The organism is Neobacillus paridis (assembly GCF_016765675.1).
GTDB classification, from domain to species: domain Bacteria; phylum Bacillota; class Bacilli; order Bacillales; family Cytobacillaceae; genus Neobacillus; species Neobacillus paridis.
Genome location: NZ_JAESWB010000025.1, coordinates 263,929 through 284,778 on the forward strand (window position 1 = coordinate 263,929; position 20,850 = coordinate 284,778).

At 42.0% G+C, this 20,850-nt stretch carries 20 protein-coding genes and 1 other annotated feature (1 of these 21 only partly in view); of the genes, 18 read left to right on the forward strand and 2 right to left on the reverse strand.

Annotated features, from left to right (window positions below):
- Positions 1-28 precede the first annotated feature (28 nt).
- The 10 genes from safA (at position 29) to yajC (ending at position 8,587) form a co-directional block, all read left to right on the forward strand.
- On the forward strand, positions 29-1,564 hold the full coding sequence (gene safA / locus JK635_RS03250) for a SafA/ExsA family spore coat assembly protein (protein WP_202652334.1): 1,536 nt from the start codon (positions 29-31) through the stop codon (positions 1,562-1,564).
- Positions 1,515-2,552 carry a phosphotransferase gene (locus tag JK635_RS03255; RefSeq protein WP_235887849.1) on the forward strand — a complete coding sequence of 346 codons (1,038 nt, stop codon included), beginning with the start codon at positions 1,515-1,517 and terminating at the stop codon, positions 2,550-2,552. Before safA ends, JK635_RS03255 begins: the two co-directional genes overlap by 50 nt.
- Positions 2,553-2,636: 84 nt before the next feature.
- On the forward strand, positions 2,637-3,338 hold the full coding sequence (locus JK635_RS03260; protein WP_202652336.1) for a YhcN/YlaJ family sporulation lipoprotein: 702 nt from the start codon (positions 2,637-2,639) through the stop codon (positions 3,336-3,338).
- 148 nt (positions 3,339-3,486) lie between these two features.
- On the forward strand, positions 3,487-4,017 hold the full coding sequence (locus JK635_RS03265; protein WP_202652338.1) for a BofC C-terminal domain-containing protein: 531 nt from the start codon (positions 3,487-3,489) through the stop codon (positions 4,015-4,017).
- 122 nt (positions 4,018-4,139) lie between these two features.
- On the forward strand, positions 4,140-4,751 hold the full coding sequence (gene ruvA / locus JK635_RS03270; protein ID WP_202652340.1) for a Holliday junction branch migration protein RuvA: 612 nt from the start codon (positions 4,140-4,142) through the stop codon (positions 4,749-4,751).
- Between the two features lie 10 nt (positions 4,752-4,761).
- Entirely contained in the window at positions 4,762-5,763 is a 1,002-nt protein-coding gene (gene ruvB, locus JK635_RS03275; RefSeq protein WP_202652342.1) for a Holliday junction branch migration DNA helicase RuvB, read from the forward strand.
- Positions 5,760-5,966 (forward strand): DUF2905 domain-containing protein, encoded by a 207-nt coding sequence (locus tag JK635_RS03280; protein ID WP_202652344.1) that lies wholly within the window; start codon positions 5,760-5,762, stop codon positions 5,964-5,966. Before ruvB ends, JK635_RS03280 begins: the two co-directional genes overlap by 4 nt.
- 17 nt (positions 5,967-5,983) lie before the next feature.
- Entirely contained in the window at positions 5,984-7,012 is a 1,029-nt protein-coding gene (gene queA / locus JK635_RS03285) for a tRNA preQ1(34) S-adenosylmethionine ribosyltransferase-isomerase QueA (RefSeq protein WP_202652346.1), read from the forward strand.
- 124 nt (positions 7,013-7,136) lie between these two features.
- Positions 7,137-8,276, forward strand: a complete 1,140-nt coding sequence (tgt, locus tag JK635_RS03290; protein WP_202652347.1) for a tRNA guanosine(34) transglycosylase Tgt — start codon at positions 7,137-7,139, stop codon at positions 8,274-8,276.
- A 29-nt stretch (positions 8,277-8,305) separates the two neighbouring features.
- Positions 8,306-8,587, forward strand: a complete 282-nt coding sequence (gene yajC, locus JK635_RS03295; protein ID WP_202652349.1) for a preprotein translocase subunit YajC — start codon at positions 8,306-8,308, stop codon at positions 8,585-8,587.
- Positions 8,588-8,708: 121 nt separating this feature from the next.
- On the opposite strand, the gene JK635_RS03300 is transcribed toward yajC, so the two are convergent.
- Positions 8,709-9,128 carry a TIGR04086 family membrane protein gene (locus tag JK635_RS03300; protein ID WP_202652351.1) on the reverse strand — a complete coding sequence of 140 codons (420 nt, stop codon included), beginning with the start codon at positions 9,126-9,128 and terminating at the stop codon, positions 8,709-8,711.
- Positions 9,129-9,320: 192 nt separating this feature from the next.
- Between JK635_RS03300 and JK635_RS03305 the strand changes: the two genes are divergently transcribed.
- On the forward strand, positions 9,321-9,992 hold the full coding sequence (locus tag JK635_RS03305; protein ID WP_202652353.1) for a DUF421 domain-containing protein: 672 nt from the start codon (positions 9,321-9,323) through the stop codon (positions 9,990-9,992).
- A 33-nt stretch (positions 9,993-10,025) separates the two neighbouring features.
- On the opposite strand, the gene spoVB is transcribed toward JK635_RS03305, so the two are convergent.
- Positions 10,026-11,579: a stage V sporulation protein B gene (gene spoVB, locus JK635_RS03310; protein ID WP_202652355.1), complete on the reverse strand. Its 1,554-nt coding sequence runs from the start codon at positions 11,577-11,579 to the stop codon at positions 10,026-10,028.
- Positions 11,580-11,701: 122 nt separating this feature from the next.
- On the opposite strand from spoVB, the gene JK635_RS03315 reads away from it, so the two are divergent.
- The 7 genes from JK635_RS03315 to JK635_RS03345 all read left to right on the forward strand — a co-directional run bounded on the left by JK635_RS03315 (position 11,702) and on the right by JK635_RS03345 (position 20,678).
- The gene (locus tag JK635_RS03315; protein ID WP_306792899.1) at positions 11,702-12,001 is read left to right on the forward strand and encodes a post-transcriptional regulator; all 300 of its coding nucleotides are present in this window, start codon (positions 11,702-11,704) and stop codon (positions 11,999-12,001) included.
- Positions 12,002-12,152: 151 nt separating this feature from the next.
- Complete coding sequence (gene secDF, locus JK635_RS03320; protein ID WP_202652357.1) at positions 12,153-14,417, forward strand: protein translocase subunit SecDF; 2,265 nt, start codon at positions 12,153-12,155, stop codon at positions 14,415-14,417.
- A 171-nt stretch (positions 14,418-14,588) separates the two neighbouring features.
- Complete coding sequence (recJ, locus tag JK635_RS03325) at positions 14,589-16,952, forward strand: single-stranded-DNA-specific exonuclease RecJ (RefSeq protein WP_202652358.1); 2,364 nt, start codon at positions 14,589-14,591, stop codon at positions 16,950-16,952.
- Positions 16,943-17,455, forward strand: a complete 513-nt coding sequence (locus JK635_RS03330) for an adenine phosphoribosyltransferase (RefSeq protein ID WP_202652360.1) — start codon at positions 16,943-16,945, stop codon at positions 17,453-17,455. Before recJ ends, JK635_RS03330 begins: the two co-directional genes overlap by 10 nt.
- Positions 17,456-17,692: 237 nt before the next feature.
- Positions 17,693-19,888 carry a RelA/SpoT family protein gene (locus JK635_RS03335; RefSeq protein WP_202652362.1) on the forward strand — a complete coding sequence of 732 codons (2,196 nt, stop codon included), beginning with the start codon at positions 17,693-17,695 and terminating at the stop codon, positions 19,886-19,888.
- A gap of 12 nt (positions 19,889-19,900) precedes the next feature.
- Positions 19,901-20,344, forward strand: a complete 444-nt coding sequence (gene dtd, locus JK635_RS03340) for a D-aminoacyl-tRNA deacylase (RefSeq protein ID WP_202652364.1) — start codon at positions 19,901-19,903, stop codon at positions 20,342-20,344.
- Positions 20,345-20,501: 157 nt separating this feature from the next.
- A complete protein-coding gene (locus JK635_RS03345; RefSeq protein WP_202652366.1) occupies positions 20,502-20,678 on the forward strand; it encodes a hypothetical protein in 177 nt (58 codons plus the stop codon).
- Between the two features lie 58 nt (positions 20,679-20,736).
- Positions 20,737-20,850: a binding site (T-box leader), on the forward strand; it runs 127 nt beyond the window's last position.

Below are 20,850 nucleotides of genomic sequence, written 5' to 3' on the forward strand. Positions count from 1 at the left end.
GGACTTATGCCATAGGAGGGAAATCAGAGTGAAGATCCATATCGTACAGAAAGGGGATACTCTTTGGAAGATCGCCAAGAAGTACGGCGTGAATTTTGAAGAGCTGAAAAAGATGAATTCACAGCTCAGCAACCCTGATATGATTATGCCCGGAATGAAAATAAAGGTTCCGACTACAGGCGGAAATATTAAAAAAGAAGGGACAGGTAACCCGGGAGTAAAAAAAGAGGTTCCGATTGCTGAGCATCCGTTTGCCAAAGAAAAGCCCATTCTCAAGGAAGAGCCGATTAAAGAAGTACCGATTAAGGAAATGCCCACAAAGGAAGTGCCAATTAAAGAACAGCCGATCATAAAAGAAACACCCAAAGCACCTTATACCCCAAAAATGCCCCTGCAAATAGTCCCAGAAATCGATATTAATAATTATTATATGACGAACATGACGAATATGACGGTAAAACCGGAGCTGCCGCCGAAACCAGCTAATATCCTGCCGGAAGTTAAAGAGGTCCCAAAAAAAGAAGTTCCAAAGAAAGAGATACCAGTAGAGATGCCTCCGCCTCCGCTGCCGATACAGGAAGCCCCTTGTCCTCCGGTACAAGACTATTGTGTCCCGGTTACACCGATTTTACCAGGACCGGGATTTTGCCCGCCGTATGGAGGGATTCCGATGCAGCCCTATATGGTTCAGGGGGCAATGATGCCGGGGCCGTCCAATGTGCTTCCTAATCCAGTACCTAACATGCCACCGAATCCGGTTGCTGCCGGTCCAAATTATATGCCGATGCATTTTGATGACGAATCGTCCGCCTTTATGCCACAAATGCCGATGATGAATCCAGGGTTTAATCCGGGTAGTACAATGGCACAGGGCGCATATCCGGCTTCTCCAGCGCCTGGGATGCAGTCGATGGCAATGGATCCGGCAGCGTATGGCGGAATGGCGCAAACATTTCCACAGACACCGGGTGCCTATAGCGGCTTACCGATGGGATATGGGCCAACCTCGGCAGGGTATGGTCAAATGCCAATGAATTACGGACAGCTTCCTGCTGGATATCAGGGAGGTTTCGGGCAGACGCCAATGGGTTATCCAGGGGGATATGAACAGATGCCAGCTGGTTTTGCTCCAGCGCCGGGAGGAATGGAAGTCGGTTCAATGGCCCCGGCCATGCCCGATGGTTCGGCTGCCGGAGCACCATATGGAATGAGCGGAATGCCACCGTATGGTCCGACACCCTATGGATATCCACAAATGATGGGAACTGCGCCACAGGGAATGTATGGTTATGAAGCATCTGCCCGGCAAACTGTGCCAACAATTCAATCATCAGAGCAGCCCCCTCAAGGTTTCCCAGGAGGTAGTGGAGGCGATTGCGGCTGTGGTTCTCCAACACCGGTGGAAGCGCAAGCGACTTTTGTCCCGCCAACACCACCAATTTATAGTGCGCCATATACTGCATCACTTGACGCAGCACAGCCACCCTTTATGAATCCGTATGGGATGGGACCGGTTGACACAAGTTCTTATGGAATGTCCGAAAACAATGACGAAAGTAGTTAAACCTTCGAAGGGCAGGTATGGAGACGATGCTTATTATAATCGTCTCTTCTCTTATTTTCGGTCCCAATTGAAGGAAAAAATAAAGGAAATGGTCCCGCTGCAAAGATCGGTTTTGTTATTAAAAACGGAACAGCATCTCTATGTCGTCAAAGGATATCAGTCGAATCAAAGACTTAAAATCCAAGAAGCATTCACATCGACACTGAGAAAAGAAGGATTTATGAACACCTACGTCTTTTTGCAGTCTCCGGCAAAAGAACAGCTATTTTTTGAAGGAAGTTATTTTGGACTGATTGAATACATTCCCCAAAATAAAGTAGCATTCACCTTTCAAACACTAAAAAACCGGCGTGATGGACTGGACTTGCTAGAGAAATTTCATCATGCCACAGCCTCCTTTGAAACTAGGTATCGAAGGCTTCTTCCGAAAGCTGATTTAATCGGAAAGTGGACGGAGAGATTAGAGGTTTTTTCAAATAACCTGCCCTTTCTCATGTATTTTATGAATGAACCATTTATCTCTGAAATCGTCTCCTGGGCAAATTGGTCAGTCAAGGGAATGGAAGCAAACAGAGAATATTTTGAAGAAGAACCGTTTGTCATCCTTCATGGTGATGTTGCCCATCATAATTTTTTGCGTAATGAAGATGGTAAACTGTATATCATTGATTTTGATTTAATCAGTATCGGCCCTCGAGTGCTTGATTATTTGCAGTATGCCAACCGAATTCTTCCTTACCTGGACTGGTCAATCGATAAACTTGGCAGCCTGAAACAAATGCGAAAATTCCTTCATGACAATAGTTTTTTATATGCGTTAGCCTATCCGACTGACATATTTCGTGAATGGAATCGCTTGATCAGAGAACAATCCTATTCAGACCCTCATAAATTGCAGCAGGTTATGGATTTGTCTATTGGCCAATTTTATTCAAGGAAAAAATTTATTAGCAGGTTGAAAAGTATGGTGAATGAATCAGGGTATTAAAATAGAATGAAATCCCCTTGAAAATTACACCCTAAGAAAGAGCATGTTGGTCATGCTCAGGATCAAGTAAGGGGGTTTTTTCGCTTGAATAAGAACCGATGGACCATTCCTTTCACTGCTTTTCTGCTTTTGGGTGTTGTGGGCTGTGGAAATGATGACAATCGTACTGGTGCCAATGAAACCAATCATAATCCGCTTCGTCCAGTAGGATATTATTCCAATGAAAACCACCCGGACAATGGTAATCCTTTATTTCGAGATAATGATGGTCCTGTCACAGAATGGATGGACCACACTTTGGGGGATGAGGATCAGCTATATCATGAGCAGCAGCGAAAAATGCTGCAAACGAGGGATGAAAACGGTCATCCGGTCAACCCGACAAAACCTTTAGCGGAAACTGATCGTAATTTTTTTCAACGTGACAATCGCTTTAGTACCAGCGATATCAATTATCATGGCCATTTAAATCGCAATATCGCGAATACCGGGTCATATGTTGACGATGAGTATCAAGAGGATGTTACCGATGCAATTAGAAACAAGGTAGAAGATGTTGATAATGTTAGAAGTATTCGTTCGGTTGCTTACGGCAATACGGTTTGGATTTCAGTGAATTTACGTGATCAATCAAAGGCCGCTGACACAACAAGGGCAATTCAAAAAGCAGTCCGCCCGATTGTAAAGGGAAAGACGATTAGGGTCATTTCTGATGAGGGGGCCATTGGCCGGGATCGCAACATCAATAATGACATTCCACAACGGCAGGCGGTACCGCAAAAATAAACAGGAAAAAAGGCAAAGCATCCCGGCTTTGCCTTTTTGGCTGGTTCGTCAAGGAAGGTGCAGCAATATTGCTTGGATAAAAAGGCAAAAAAAGGTGACAATAGGAAGGAAAAGTTTGTTTTCATCTGAACAAAATGAGGTGAAGGGTATGAGGTTCAAAAGGAAAATACCAGCTCGCTTTTGTTTCACTGTCTTTGTAACTCTCTTGTTAAACATGGGGATATCATCGACTGGTTCCGCCACAGACGGAAAACCCCGGCAAGCGGCGGGACCTCAGCACGTAACAGTTATTCTGGAACGTGTCTATTTAGATGGAGAAGTGAGCCAAGAAGTTATTGAGGAAACATACTGGTCAAGGGAAAACTTTTGGGCAAAATATGATGCCTGGCAGGTTAAAGACAGGAGTGCTTCCAGAATCGTATTTACGAAGCAAATAGATGATATTTCACCTCTATTAAAAGCGAATGGTTATTTTGGGATCACCGAAGATGGGGTATTAACCATTTTCAATGGAAGACCCGGGCGCTCCAAAATTATCCAATCATTTTTTCAAATAGATATGAAAAAGCTTGAGAGTCATAAACAAGAAGAATTATTACAGGGAATTCCGATTAAAACAAAAGACCATTATGTAAAGGTATTGGAGACCTTTAAGCATTATTCCGTAACAAAACAATAGGCACTACATAAAATCAGACCGATGGATCTAATCGGCCTGATTTTTTTTGAAAATATGATAGAATGAAATATAGCGCTGATTTTACGCTGTTAAGTGTTAATAGACTTGGGGAGAGAATTGGATTGTTTGAATTTATCAAAGGTACTGTTCGTTTCGTCGGACCTGAATATATCGTGATTGAAAATAACGGAATCGGGTTCCAAATATCAACGCCTAATCCGTTTATTTATGCCGGTAAAATGGAAACAATGGTAATAGTTTATACGTATCATTATGTTCGTGAGGATATAATGGCCTTATATGGTTTCGAAACAAGAGAAGAAAAAATGTTGTTTACAAAGTTATTAAACGTTTCGGGGATCGGACCAAAAGGAGCCCTTGCGATCCTTGCCTCCGGAGATGTCGGCCAGGTAGTCAATGCGATTGAAAAGGAAGACGAAAAATTCCTGGTAAAATTCCCCGGTGTCGGCAAAAAAACGGCCCGGCAAATGATTCTCGATTTGAAGGGGAAATTGCAGGATATTGTTCCTGACTTTTTTCCGAATTTGTTTAATGCCGATAGCCTTCCATTACATAAGGAAGAAACGAATACAGCCTTTGAAGAGGCCGTTCTGGCCTTAAAGGCGCTTGGCTATTCTGAAAAAGAAATCAAGAAGATTTCCCCGGAATTATCGAAGGAACAATTAACCACCGATCAATATATTAAAACAGCCCTGCAGCGGCTTTTAAAATAGGTGATGCTGAATGGAAGAGCGGATCATTTCCAGCGAAGTTAACGAAAGTGAAGTCAGTTTCGAACAAAGCTTACGGCCTAGAAACTTACAGCAATATATCGGACAGGATCAAGTGAGGAAAAACTTGGATATCTTTATTGAGGCGGCAAAGCAACGGGAAGAAACCCTTGACCATGTTCTGCTTTACGGACCGCCAGGATTGGGAAAGACGACTCTCGCGATGATTATTGCCAATGAAATGGGGGTAAATATTAGGACTACTTCCGGACCAGCGATTGAAAGACCGGGAGATTTAGCAGCCATTCTTACGGCACTAGAGCCCGGAGATGTGTTGTTTATCGATGAAATTCATCGGCTGCCGCGATCGATTGAAGAAGTCCTTTACCCGGCGATGGAGGACTTTTGTCTCGATATTATTATCGGCAAAGGGCCGAGCGCCCGATCCATTCGCCTTGATCTGCCGCCGTTTACCCTTGTAGGCGCAACGACAAGAGCCGGTTCGTTATCGGCGCCATTACGCGACCGATTTGGAGTTTTGTGTCGCCTCGAGTATTATAATGTGGAACAGCTGACAAATATCGTTTTGCGCACTGCTGAACTATTCTTAACTGAAATTGACTTTCAATCAGCAGCGGAAATAGCCAGAAGAGCGCGAGGAACGCCAAGGATTGCCAACCGTCTGCTGAAACGGGTCCGGGATTTTGCCCAAGTAAAAGGGGATGGCGGAATCACCCTCCCGCTTGCGAAACAAGCACTTGAACTGTTGCAGGTAGACCGACTTGGCCTTGACCATATCGATCATAAACTGTTAAAAGGGATCATTGATAAATTTCGCGGCGGCCCCGTCGGTCTTGATACGATTGCCGCAACCATTGGAGAAGAGCCAGAGACGATTGAAGATGTGTATGAACCTTATTTACTGCAAATTGGGTTTCTGCAGCGGACACCACGCGGCAGAGTCGTCACGGCTGCCGTTTATCACCACTTTGGTATGGAGGTGCCGGCACCTTGACAGGATTATCAAAAACATTAATGATAATTGGAGCGATTATCTTTTTGATTGGCTTTTTAATGCCGTTTTTACATTTGGGAAAGCTTCCTGGTGATATTATCATTAAAAAAGGAAATACCACCTTTTATTTTCCGGTCGTCACCTGCATTTTATTAAGTATTGTTTTATCCCTAATTTTTTATGTTCTGGGGAGATTTCGTTAAAGTAAGGATGTTTGAGTATGAAGGTAGATTTATTTGATTTTCATTTGCCAGAAGAATTAATTGCCCAGGTTCCGCTAAAAAAAAGGGCCGAAAGCCGATTAATGGTGCTGAATAAAAAAACGGGCGAAATCAGCCATGAAATTTTTAAAAATATCACCAAATATTTGCGGGCAGGGGACTGCCTTGTCTTAAATGATACGAAGGTATTGCCAGCACGGCTTTTTGGCGTCAAAGTGGAGACCGGGGCAAAAATTGAAGTGCTGTTGTTAAAGCAGTTGGAAGGCGATACCTGGGAGACACTGGTCAAACCGGCCAAGCGGGTGAAGGTTGGAACCGTGATTGATTTTGGCGATGGTCTGCTGACTGCTGTTTGTACCGGAGAAGCCGATCATGGGGGCAGGACCTTTGAGTTTAAATATGAGGGGATTTTTTATGAAATCCTTGATCAGTTAGGTGAAATGCCCTTACCGCCATATATCAAAGAGCAGCTTGATGATCAGGACAGGTACCAAACAGTTTATGCAAAAGAACCGGGATCTGCGGCAGCTCCGACTGCGGGATTGCATTTTACCGAGGAATTGCTGCAGGAGATTGCCGAAATGGGCGTTCATATTGCCTTTATTACGCTTCATGTTGGCCTTGGAACATTCAGACCGGTCAGCTCGGATGTTGTTGAAGAACATGATATGCATGCAGAATATTATATTATGACCGACCAGACAGCCACCCTGCTTAACAAGGTCAGAAGCAGCGGCGGCAGAATTATTACGGTTGGAACAACCTCTACAAGAACGCTGGAGACCATTGCTGCTGCCAATAACGGGAAATTTAAAGCATCGAGCGGCTGGACGGACATTTTTATTTATCCGGGATATGAATTTAAGGGGATCGATGGTATGATTACGAATTTCCATTTGCCAAAATCCACCCTGATCATGCTTGTTAGTGCACTAGCTGGACGTGAACATATTTTGCATGCATATAATACTGCTGTAGAGGAGAAATATCGCTTCTTTAGCTTTGGCGATGCCATGTTTATCGTTTAGTGGAAAAGGGGCGGAGCGCCGCATAAGTGAATCACTTTAGCAAAGCTTGCTTTAAAAAAATTCTTCATTTAAATAAGTTTTTGCTTAGCTCTGCTCACACCGCTTTTAGGAAGGAGAAAAAACTTTGACTGCGATTCGCTATGAATTAATCAAAACATGTAAACAAACCGGCGCACGGCTTGGCCGGGTTCACACACCGCATGGTTCCTTCGATACACCGGCATTTATGCCGGTTGGAACATTGGCGACTGTGAAAACCATGTCCCCTGAAGAGTTAAAGGGGATGGGTGCCGGGATTATTTTGAGCAACACTTATCATTTATGGCTTCGTCCGGGCCACGAAATTATTAGAGAAGCGGGCGGATTACATAAATTTATGAACTGGGACCGGGCGATTCTTACCGATTCCGGCGGCTTTCAGGTGTTTAGTTTAAGCGAGTTTCGGAAGATTGAAGAGGAAGGTGTTCATTTTCGTAATCACTTAAGCGGGGAAAAATTATTTTTATCGCCGGAAAAATCGATGGAAATTCAAAATTCCCTTGGCTCTGATATCATGATGGCTTTTGATGAATGCCCGCCATATCCGGCAACTTTTGACTATATGAAAAAATCAGTAGAACGAACGTCAAGGTGGGCGGAGCGCTGTTTAAAAGCGCATCAGCGCCCCGAAGAGCAAGGCTTATTTGGAATAGTCCAAGGCGGGGAATATGAGGAGTTACGGAAACAGAGTGCCCAAGACCTGGTATCGCTCGATTTCCCAGGCTATGCCGTGGGCGGACTGTCGGTTGGTGAACCAAAGGATATTATGAATCGGATGCTGGAATTTACAACACCGCTTCTGCCAGCTAATAAACCGCGTTATTTAATGGGTGTCGGTTCGCCGGATTCATTAATAGACGGGGCGATTCGCGGCATCGATATGTTTGACTGTGTCCTGCCAACCAGGATTGCCAGGAATGGTACATTAATGACAAGCCAGGGCAGGTTAGTGGTAAAAAATGCGCAATATGCCCGAGATTTCGGGCCGCTTGATCCAGATTGTGACTGCTACACTTGCCGAAATTACAGCAGAGCCTATATTCGTCATTTAATTCACTGTAATGAAACATTTGGAATTCGTTTAACATCTTACCATAACCTTTATTTTCTGTTAAAATTGATGGAGAAAGTCAGACAAGCCATTCTAGAAGACCGGCTTGGTGATTTCCGCGAAGAATTTTTTGAGCGTTACGGGTTTAATAAACCAAACGCAAGAAATTTCTGATAAAGGATTGCTGAAAGGAGGGAAATTGGATGTCAGGTGGATTGGGAACATTTATACCAATAATTTTAATGTTCGTGTTATTTTATTTTTTATTAATTCGTCCACAGCAGAAGCGCCAAAAGGCAGTGCAGCAAATGCAAAGCGATTTAAAGAAAGGTGATAAAATTGTCACCATTGGCGGTTTGCATGGTACGATTGATTCAATTGATGAAAGTAAAGTCGTGATTAAATGTGGCGACGGCAGCCGTCTTACATATGATCGCAATGCGATTCGTGAAGTAACGGAAGCAGCAAAGGAAGCGCAAGCATAATCTTGCAGGAAAAAGGAAGCCGAAAATCATTCGCGCTTCCTTTTTTCAATTCGCTAATAAAGTGCTTCAATTCGCTAATAAAGTGTACTGAACAGCGAAAATCTCTCCGGTAAAGAACAGGTTAAGCCGATCTCGAGTTATTCGTTGCGACGTTGACCCCAAGAATCCCACCCATCATGGCAATTAATGTATAGCAGGTGTGATAAATTAATTGTTCCGCATCAAACAGCCGGTCGTACCCTAAATATTGAAATAAAAAAACAATGATTGAGTAAATGAGCCCTGTTACACCACCAATTAACCAGCCTTTTTCCTTACGCTTCCCGCCAGACAAAAAACCTCCTCCAAACAAGGCAATAAATGAAATGGCTGTGACAATGTATTGGAGTGTTGCTTCATCAGCGGAAGTAAACCTCATAATAAAAGACATGATCAGGCTACAGATCGCAGCAAAGGCAAAAATAAAGATTAACCCGTACAAAACCGCAGTACCAAAGCTTTTTGACTCGATTTTTCTCTCCCCCTTAAGCCCTTTGGCCATCAGTATTCCATCTGTTTAATTTTGTAAAGCTTAAACAGACTTTTTCCTAGTACAAGCATATTCATCGAGGATTGAAAATAGAATACAATTTTATAACGCTTCAAGTTCAGGATGGTATTTTATTCCGATCATGATATCTTCTAAAATGACCAACAATAAGAATTGAATCGTTTTGATAAAGGAGGGGCGATAATGGTAGTTTATTTGCATATTATTTTTCGAACGCTCATTTTATATATCATTTTACTGTTAATATTCAGATTAATGGGAAAGCGGGAAATAGGAGAATTAAGCGTCCTCGATTTAGTAGTCTTTATCATGATTGGTGAGATGGCAGTGATTGCGATTGAAAATACGAAGGATCCATTATTCCATACGCTCATTCCGATGGTGTTATTAATGTTGATTCAAATTACACTTGCCTTGATATCGCTAAAAAGCAAGAAATTTCGTGATATCGTAGATGGCAAGCCGACGATCATTATTAACCGCGGTAAACTGGACGAGCAAGCAATGAGAAAACATCGCTATAATTTTGATGATTTGATGATGCAGCTGCGCGAGAAAGACGTAAGAAGTATCAATGATGTCGAATTCGCGATTTTAGAGACTTCAGGAAAATTGTCAGTAATTGAAAAGATGGAAGACCCCAAAAAGCCGAAGAACCCCCAAAAAAACGGAGATATTACGATTCCGTTAATCATGGATGGAATGATTATGGAAGAGGGCTTGAGTAAAATTAAAAAAACTAATCTTTGGCTTCGTCAGGAAATAAAAAAGATGGGGTATCGCGATATTAAAAAAATTTCCTTTTGTAGCTATGAAAATGGTAAGTTTTTTATTGATTTAATGGATAATGAATAATGAGACACGCAGTCTATTTTCTGCGTGTCTCCCTTAGTTTTTGGCAAAAAATCCACCGATCCAGGGAATTCTCTTTAAGTCATCTTTTTTAATTAGGCCGATCATTAACAATAAGGCAGCATAGGCAATTGTCATGATGAACAATGAAATGAATACTCTGATGACTAACCATTCATCTAAAAAGATATGCTCAAATACCCAGTAGCCAATCCAACCTGCTGCAGCCATGACCAGAAAACCCTTTAAATAATCAAGGATAAAAAAGGAAAACGAAACTTTTTTCAAAACAGTGGCTAAATGGAGAAACGTGACTAAGACAAAGCCAACAATAATCCCCAGTGCTGCTCCCGTTATTCCGAATGAGGCTTGGGAAGCCAAGAGGAAAATGACCACTGTTTTTACAACTGCACCAATTAAGCTGTTGATCATTGCAGCTCTAGCAAGATTTAGCGCCTGCAGAACAGCCTGCAATGAACCTTGAAAATAATAAATGATAAAGAAAGGAGCCATCAGGCGGACTAAATAGGAACCTTTTGATGAACCGTACATGAGCTCCATCAGCGGATCAGCCAGGACATAAAGAACAATAACAGCTAATCCCCCGGATAAAAAAACAAACCGCAGCGCCTGTTCCAAGCGATATTCAATTAATTTATAATTGCTCCGCGAATTGGCTTCACTAATTGCCGGAACTAGTGATGTTGCCAGCGAAAAGGTAACAAAGGAGGGCAGCATTAACAGCGGCATCGCATATCCCGTTAAGGCACCGTATTGTTTTGTTGCATCGCCAGCAAGAACTCCTGCAAGGGCTAAGCTGTGGGCGACAACAATCGGTTCAAAAAACCAGGAAACCGATCCAATCATCCGGCTGCCCATCGTAGGAAGCGCAATTTCCATTAAATTTTTAAAAGTGTTTTTACCGGATTGAATGAATTTTAAAAAGTTTTTTCGCAGTTTAAACCGCTTTTTTAGTTTAAACGTTGTTACCAAATACAGCAGTGAAACCAATTCCCCTAGAACAGAGGCACCCATTGCGGCTGCGGCTGCATATTCAACTCCGTATGGAAGAAATGCCTTAGTCATCACAGCGATCAAGGTAATTCTAATAATCTGTTCTAATATTTGTGAGATGGCGGATGGCTGCATGTTCTGTCTGCCTTGAAAATAGCCTCTTAAAACCGAAGAGACGGCAATAATTGGAATGGCCGGTGTAATCGCAAGTAATGGATAAAGAGTTCTTGGATCGGTAAACAGCGTATTTGAAAGCAACGGTGCCAGTAAAATTAATGCCGGCGTAATCAGAATCGATAAGGAAATCGTGATAGCGAGGGACACGACAAGGATTTTTTTAATTTCGGCATAGTTCCCCCTGGCCTCTGCCTCCGCGACATTTTTCGAAATAGCAACAGGCAGACCCAGCTGCACCAGTGTGACCACAAGGATAAAGGTTGGATAGGCCATCATATATAAGCCAACACCTTCTTCACCGATGCTGCGTGCTAGGACTATTCGATAAATAAAACCGAGGACTCTGGTAACAAAGCCCGCTGCCAAAAGGATAAAGGTCCCCTTTAAAAACTTCGACATTCAGCTTCCCACCTTCTCAAACAAGAAGAATTCATATACAATTAACTATATGCTTCAAGGTGGACAAAGCATGACAAGTTGTCATTTGAACTTGAGGACGGATATATTTAGAGGAGGCAGTGATGATGGGAAATGTCCATGCTTATGATTATTTTCGAACCGAAGTGAAGCCAGCATTAGTCAGTAAATTAGAAGAATTCCATTTACTTGGATATGATTCAATAACAGAGGATGGGCTTTGGGATTTTTTTACCAAGAAAAAATGGAAAAAAACAAAGGCGGATATTCATCTTTATGAAATTATTGATGATATACTCGCTGTCAAGGTAAGTGATTACATTAGCTTTACGACCATAGAGTCGTTAAAAACGGCTGAGTTTTCATTTCGCGATGAAAATGAATTAAAAGAGTTATTAAAATAATGTTTCTGTTCCATCAATATTTTCATTTATTGTAAATTGACAGTCCTTCCTTCTTATTTCATAATGTAGAAAGTGACTTCACTTTACAGTTAATCAATGCTTGTATGATTTTTAGGCCCAATGACAGGCATTAAGGAGGAAAATTTACATAATGGTTAAGCGCAGTAGAATTGTTGCGTTCTTTTTGCTTGTTATCCTTTTAGGTAGCACAATGGGAGCAACAGCAAAGAATATATTACACAATATTAAACTTGGACTAGACCTTCAAGGCGGATTTGAAGTCTTATATCAGGTTCAACCCGCGAAAAAAGGTCAGAAAATTGACAAGGATGTCCTGGCCAGTACAGCTGAGGCGCTCGATAAGCGGATTAACGTCCTTGGGGTAAGTGAGCCAAGTATTCAAATCGAAGGAAAAGACCGGATCCGCGTTCAGTTGGCTGGGGTAAAGGATCAAAATAAAGCACGTGAAATTTTGTCTACCCAGGCCAATCTAACCTTTAGAGATGTGAATGACAAGCTGATGATGGATGGTTCCGACCTAAAGCAGGGCGGCGCCAAGCAAACATTTGATGAACAAGGAAAGCCAAGTGTTTCGTTAACATTGAAAAGTGCCGACAAATTTGCCAAAGTAACGAAAGAAATTTCCAGCAGACCTTATGGAGAGAATCTATTAGTTATTTGGCTTGATTTTGAAGAAGGTAAAGATTCGTTTAAAGCTGAAGCTGTTAAGAAAAAATCAAAATATTTATCAGCACCAACGGTCAATCAAGTATTTAACCAAGATACCGTTTCCATCGTCGGGAACTTTACCACCAAAGAAGCTAAATCCCTAGCCGATTTATTAAATGCCGGATCATTACCAGTAAAGCTTAAGGAAGTATATTCCTCTTCTGTGGGTGCTCAATTTGGTGAAGAGGCATTAAATGACACGATTTTTGCAGGACTTATCGGGGTTGCGATTATTTATTTGTTCATGCTGCTTTATTACCGTTTCCCAGGTTTCATTGCCTGCGTAAGTTTGAGCATTTACATTTACTTAATTTTATTAATATTTGACTGGATGAATGGAGTGCTGACGTTGCCTGGGATTGCCGCGGTCATCCTCGGGGTCGGGATGGCTGTCGATGCCAATATCCTTACTTATGAACGGATAAAGGAAGAACTTAAAGTTGGAAAATCAATCAAGTCAGCCTTCCAGGCCGGGGAGAAAAATGCCTTTACCTCGATTCTTGACTCGAACCTGACAACGATACTGACTGCCGCTGTTCTGTTCTTCTATGGCAATAGCTCTGTTAAAGGGTTTGCGACGATGTTAATCATCAGTATTCTGATGAGTTTCTTAACCGCCGTTTATGGTTCGAGGCTATTTTTGGGTCTATGGGTGCATAGCGGAATCTTTAAAAAGAAGCCAAGCTGGTTTGGTGTTAAGCAGGCTGATATTCACGATCTTAAGGAAAATGTCCATACATTAGACCTGCCAACCCGTTTTGACAAGCTCGATTTCGTTAAGCACCGGAAGAAGTTCTTTACGATTTCAAGTGTCCTTCTCGTGGCTGGCTTAATCGTTCTGATTGTGATGCGTTTGAATTTGTCAATCGACTTTTCAAGCGGAACGCGGATTCAAGTGGATTCCAATAAGCCTTTGACAACAGCAACACTGGATAGCGCTTTTGCAAAGCATGGTTTGACCGCCGATGATACTGTTCTATCTACGGATAAAATGAGGGGTTCAGCTCGCTTTGTTGGAGTTATTACCAAGGATGAAATCGCAAAGATAAAATCTGATTTTAAAGCAGAATTCGGCTATGAGCCAAATGTTAGCACGGTTTCTCCAATGGTTGGCAAGGAACTGGCGAAAAATGCAGTTATTGCGCTGCTAATTGCCTCGATTGGGATTATCATTTATGTCAGCTTCCGCTTTGAGTTATCGATGGCAATTGCCGCAATTGCCTCCTTGCTCCATGATGCCTTCTTTATGGTGGCTTTCTTCAGTATCACAAGACTTGAAGTGGATTTAACATTTATTGCCGCTGTGCTAACGATTGTCGGTTATTCGATTAACGATACAATTGTAACTTTTGACCGTATACGTGAAAATATGCAAAAGAAAAAGCGGCTTAAAACAGCTGCTGATATCGCCGAAGTACTGAATGTGGGTACCCGTCAAACTTTAACCCGTTCGATTAATACTGTCTTTACAGTATTAGTTACCGTCGTTGCTTTGATTATTTTCGGCAGCGAATCAATCCGCAACTTCTCGATTGCCTTATTCGTCGGCTTAATGGTTGGGGTCTATTCCTCGATCTGTATTGCCGGTCCGCTATGGTATGTGATGAAGACACGGGAGTTGAAAAAGAAGGGCGTTATCAAAACTGTAAAGGAAAAGAAAAAATATTCCGATCAGCCGCAAGTTTAACTTTAAGAAAAGCGCAAGCGCCTCGATCAGCCCCTCGAGGGGCTTGGCGCTGGAGCTGGACAACTGAACATAAAACCGCAGGAAAATTCTTCTGCGGTTTTATTTTTTCAAAGATTGAAAGCATGTTTGTGCTCCTGTATAATAAGAAAGTCTGAGAGGTGAACGGGAATTATGTTAAAACCGAAAACAAGATGGGTTGTCCGTCATTCCGATCATCAACTGGCTGAGTCGCTTGCCAATGAATTAAACATCACCCCTCTTGTTGCAACATTGTTAGTTAACCGTGGATTTGATACAGCTTCCTCCGCACGGTTTTTTTTATTTGGAAAAGAAGAGTTTTATGATCCATTTTTATTTAACGGAATGGAGACAGCTGTAAAGCGTATTCGTGCTGCCATTGATCAGAATGAACCGATTCTCATTTTTGGTGACTACGATGCAGACGGGGTCAGCAGTACTTCCGTGTTAATGCTTACACTTCGTGATTTAGGGGCCAATGTCCAATTCTATATTCCAAATCGTTTCTCAGAAGGGTATGGTCCGAACGAACCCGCCTTTCGCCATGCAGCGGAGCTTGGAATTAAACTGATTATTACCGTTGACACTGGCATAGCAGCGGTTCACGAGGCGGAAGTGGCCAAGCAGTTGGGGATTGACCTGATTATTACGGACCACCATGAGCCTGGGCCGGCATTACCACATGCGCTGGCAATCATTCACCCGAAGCTTGCTGACAGCACCTATCCGTTTCGCGAGTTGGCCGGGGTAGGAGTAGCCTTTAAATTAGCCCATGCTCTTTATGGACGCCTTCCTGAGCATTTATTGGAAATTGCCGTCATCGGGACGATTGCTGACTTGGTTTCCTTAACAGGTGAAAATCGCTTAATCGCTAAAAATGGTTTGCAGAAATTGAAGGAAACGGAAAGAATCGGGCTAAGAGCGATTTTTAAAACTGCGGGGATCGATCCGCTGGCGATTAATGAAGAGACGATTGGATTTTCAATCGCACCGCGAATTAACGCAGTTGGAAGGCTGGCGGATGCCGATTTAGCTGTTCAACTTCTCTTAACTGAGGACCCTGTTGAGGCAGAGGAGCTTGCAGCTGAGATGGAAGCCTTGAATAAATCACGGCAAGCACTTGTCAATACGATGACGGAAGAAGCGATTGCCGAGGTTGAAACCCATTACCCGATTGACAGCAATAAGGTTCTGGTGATTGGGAAAGAAGGCTGGAATGCCGGGGTAATTGGCATTGTTGCTTCCAAACTGGTGGAAAAATATTATCGTCCGGCGATCGTCCTCAGTTTTGATCAAGAAAAAGGCTTAGCGAAAGGATCAGCACGAAGTATTCCCGGGTTTGATCTATTTCAAAATTTATCGACTTTACGAGATATTCTACCTCATTTTGGCGGGCATCCAATGGCAGCCGGGATGACCTTGAGGCTTGACGATGTGGCGGAACTGCGTCAGAAATTGAATCAGTTGGCTGCTGATGTACTCACTGATGATGATTTTATCCCGGTAACGTATTTGGATAATGAAGTACCTTTGAAAGAAATTGATTTACAATCGCTGGAAGAAATGAGGTTACTCTCTCCCTACGGAATAGACAATCCTAAACCAAAGGTGTTAATTAATAATGTGGGGATTACTAGCCTCAGAAAAATTGGAAGTGACCAAAATCATTTAAAGATTACCGTTAATGATCATGATGCCCATCTTGATGGAGTAGGGTTTGGTCTTGGAGCGGTAGTCGATCAAATCTCACCTGCTGCAAAAATTTCATTAATTGGTGAATTATCGATTAATGAATGGAACAATATACGTAAACCGCAAATTTTTGTCCAAGATATCGCTGTTCGCTCATGGCAATTGTTCGATTTTCGCGGACAAAAGCATCTGGGGAGTATTCCGGTGACTGTACCGGAGGAAAATCGAAAACTCATTGTTTTCAACAAGCATCATGCGGAAAAGATAAACAAGCATCTTGGAATTGAGCCGGTTTGTATTGAAGATGTGGAATCGGCAAAAGCATTTGATGGCTATCATGCCAATATTGCCTTAGTCGATTTCCCGCCTTCAAAGGAAATTCTGATTCAATTATTGAAAGGGAAACAGCCAGCAAGAATATACGCATATTTCTATAAAGCTTCAAGTGACTTTTTCAGCACGATACCAACCCGTGATCATTTTAAATGGTTTTATGCCTTTCTTTTAAAAAATAATCCCATTGATCTTAACCGCTATGGAGATGACATAGCAAAATTAAGAGGCTGGTCTCAGTCAACAATCAACTTTATGACAAAGGTGTTTTCTGAACTGAATTTTGTTACAATAAACAATGGATTTATTACTTTAAATAAACAACCACAGAAGCGCGATTTAACTGACTCAAGAACATTTCAGCAAAAGCAGGCCCAATCAGAACTTGAACGGGATTTATTATTTTCATCATTTCAAGAATTAAAACAATGGTTTACCAATATTATTGAAGAGTCAGTTGAAATTGAGGAGGCTATTAAACAATGGATTTAAAACAATTTGTAGCAATCGTACCGGACTATCCGAAAGAGGGAATCGTGTTTAAGGATATTACGCCATTAATGAATAATGGCGAAGCCTATAAATATGCTACCGATCAAATTGTTGACTTTGCCAAAGATAAACAAATTGATCTTATTGTCGGCCCGGAAGCCCGCGGATTTATCATCGGCTGTCCGATCGCATACGCACTTGGCGTAGGTTTCGCACCGGTAAGAAAAGAAGGCAAACTTCCCCGTGAAACAATTAAAGTCAGCTATGGTCTTGAATATGGAAAAGATGTTCTAACCATTCATAAAGACGCAATTAAGCCAGGACAGCGAGTACTTATTACCGATGATTTGTTAGCTACCGGCGGTACGATTAACGCAACCATTCAATTAGTGGAAAAGCTTGGCGGTGTTGTTGCTGGAATCGCTTTCCTAGTCGAACTGACTTATTTGAACGGCAGGAAAAAACTTGACGGCTATGATATATTAACATTAATGGAATACTAATCAAACGAGGGCACTCATAAGGGGAGTGCTCTCTTTATATCTTTTATTTTCAAAAAGTTACAGAAATATCGACAAAATCCATCGTTTTTTCTGGTAAAAACGTCTCAAATACTTTACATCTTGGCGTTTTTTTTCGATAATAGTTACAATCATTCTAATTTATTCTTTTGAATTATAAAATATTTCCGATGCAGCTTTAAATAGCTGCCATAATGGGATGAAAATAAAGGTGATTTTATGGCGAATGATCAAGTGTTGACAGCCGAACAAGTCATCGACAAGACTAGAGAATACTTAAACGAAGAGCATGTTGCTTTAGTAAAAAAGGCATATGAATATGCGAAACATGCTCATCGTGAACAATATCGCAAATCAGGTGAGCCGTATATTATCCATCCAATTCAAGTTGCCGGCATTCTGGCAGATCTTGAAATGGATCCGGCAACGGTAGCCGCTGGTTTTCTTCACGACGTTGTCGAAGACACAAATGTTTCCTTACAGGATATTGAGGAAAATTTCAATGCTGAAGTTGCGATGCTTGTCGACGGGGTAACAAAATTAGGAAAAATTAAATATAAATCACATGAAGAACAGCAGGCTGAAAACCATCGGAAAATGTTTGTCGCCATGGCACAGGATATCAGGGTCATCTTGATTAAACTTGCGGACCGTTTGCACAATATGCGGACACTTAAACATCTTCCTGTAGAAAAGCAGCGCCGAATTTCCAATGAAACTTTGGAAATTTTCGCTCCTTTAGCCCATCGTCTAGGAATCTCAAAAATAAAATGGGAGTTGGAAGATACCGCTTTACGTTATTTAAATCCGCAGCAATATTATCGGATTGTCAATCTAATGAAAAAGAAGCGTGAAGAGCGGGAGAAGTACCTTGATGACGTGATAGAAGAAGTTAAGAGCCGCTTAAATGATGTCTCGATTAAGGCAGAGATTTCCGGCCGTCCGAAGCATATTTACAGCATTTATCGCAAAATGGCGCTGCAAAACAAGCAATTTAATGAGATATATGACCTGCTTGCGGTAAGAATTGTCGTAAATAGTATTAAAGACTGCTATGCGGTACTAGGGATTATCCATACCTGCTGGAAACCGATGCCCGGCCGTTTCAAAGATTATATTGCAATGCCTAAACCGAATATGTATCAATCGCTGCACACGACTGTGATCGGTCCTAAAGGAGACCCGCTGGAGGTACAGATTCGTACCTTTGAAATGCATCGAATCGCTGAATTCGGGATTGCTGCCCATTGGGCCTATAAAGAAGGAAAGACCGTAAATGACAGTTCAACCTTTGAGCAAAAATTGTCCTGGTTTAGGGAAATTCTTGAGTTTCAGAATGACACGAACAATGCCGAAGAATTTATGGAGTCGTTAAAAATCGATTTATTCTCGGATATGGTGTTTGTGTTTACCCCTAAAGGGGATGTCATTGAATTGCCGGCCGGTTCTGTCCCGATTGATTTCTCCTACCGGATTCACTCGGAAATTGGCAACAAGACAATCGGAGCCAAAGTAAATGGTAAAATGGTTACGCTCGACTACAAGCTCAAAACCGGTGATATTGTTGAAATTCTTACCTCCAAGCATTCCTATGGTCCGAGCCAGGACTGGTTGAAGCTGGCGCAAACGTCGCAAGCAAAAAACAAAATTCGCGCCTTCTTTAAAAAGCAGCGCCGCGAAGAAAATGTTATTAAAGGGAAAGAGCTTGTTGAACGCGAAATTCGCAGTATGGAGTTTGACACGAAAGAAATTCTGACGGCAGACAATCTGAAAAAGGTTGCTGAGAAGTTTAATTTTACCAATGAGGAGGATATGTTTGCCGCGGTGGGTTATAATGGTGTCACTGCTTTGCAAGTGGCCAATCGGCTGACGGAAAAATGGCGCAAAAAGCGCGATAAGGAGCAGTCGGCAAGTATTATAAATGCTGTAGCCGATTTGAAGTCATACCCGACAACGAAAAAACGGGAGTCTGGTGTTCGAGTTCAAGGAATTGATAATTTATTAATTCGCCTGTCGAAATGCTGCAATCCCGTACCAGGAGACGAAATTGTCGGTTATATCACAAAAGGACGCGGAGTCTCGGTTCATCGCGCGGATTGTACCAATATTGACTCTAATGACGCCCAATCGCGTTTAATCGAGGTTGAGTGGGAATCGTCTTTAAATGACCGCAAGGAATATAATGTCGACATTGAAATTAACGGCTTCGATCGCAGTGGTCTGTTGAATGAAGTCCTACAGGCAGTTAATGAAACCAAGACGAATATTTCGGCAGTAACCGGAAAGATAGACCGTAACAAAATGGCTACGATTATCATGTCAATTGCCATTCATAATGTCAGTCATTTGCAAAAGGTAGTGGATCGAATCAAACAAATCCCGGATATATATTCAGTCCGGCGAATGATGAACTAAGGAGATTTTGACATGCGAGTAGTACTTCAACGCAGCAAAGAGGCAAAAGTAACGGTTAACGGTGAGGTGACGGGGCAAATCACGAAAGGACTTGTCCTGCTTGTCGGTGTCACCCACGATGATACCGAAGAAGATGCCGCCTATTTAGCTGATAAAATTGTAAATTTAAGAATTTTTGAAGATGAAAATGAAAAGATGAATTTATCCCTGCTTGATGTCGGCGGGGAAATTCTTTCGGTTTCCCAGTTCACTTTATATGGGGATAGCAGCAAAGGCAGGAGACCCAGTTTTATAGATGCGGCAAGACCGGATCATGCTGTTAAGCTATATGATACTTTTAACCGTTTGTTACGCGAAAAGGGTGTCACAGTAGAGACTGGTGTCTTCGGTGCGATGATGGATGTCCAATTAACGAACGACGGTCCGGTCACATTAATAGTTGAAAGTAAAAAGTAAGAGGCTGCTAGGTCAGCCTCTTTTAATATTATGGCTGTGTAACTTACTAGCCTCTATTCAACTTCCAGTTTTAGGTAAAATCCTGTCCATCATGAAATATTTTTACGGCTATTGGAGATAATAGCAGTAAAGATAGCTATCATGAGGAGGGATGAATTTGCGTGCGAGTGAAAAGGGGATGAAGATCCAATCGATGGATAGCCGCCTGTTTGGGGTAGATTTTCATGACTTTCTGCAGAAGGAGCAGCATTCCACCCCGGTTGAGCTGGCATCAGAATTTGGGCTGACGATGCGGGATGTCAAAAACTTAAAAAAACATTTAGAACGGGCATAAACTTTACTTGACATTACTACTATTGCTTCGTATTATAATAAAATAAACTAAAAATTCGACACATCCAATGATGGAGCATAGTAGTTAAGGCAATATTCATGAAAAGAGAAAAAATGCCCTGGCTGAAAGCATTTTTGCATGAATCTTAATGAAAGAACACTCCGTAGGATTC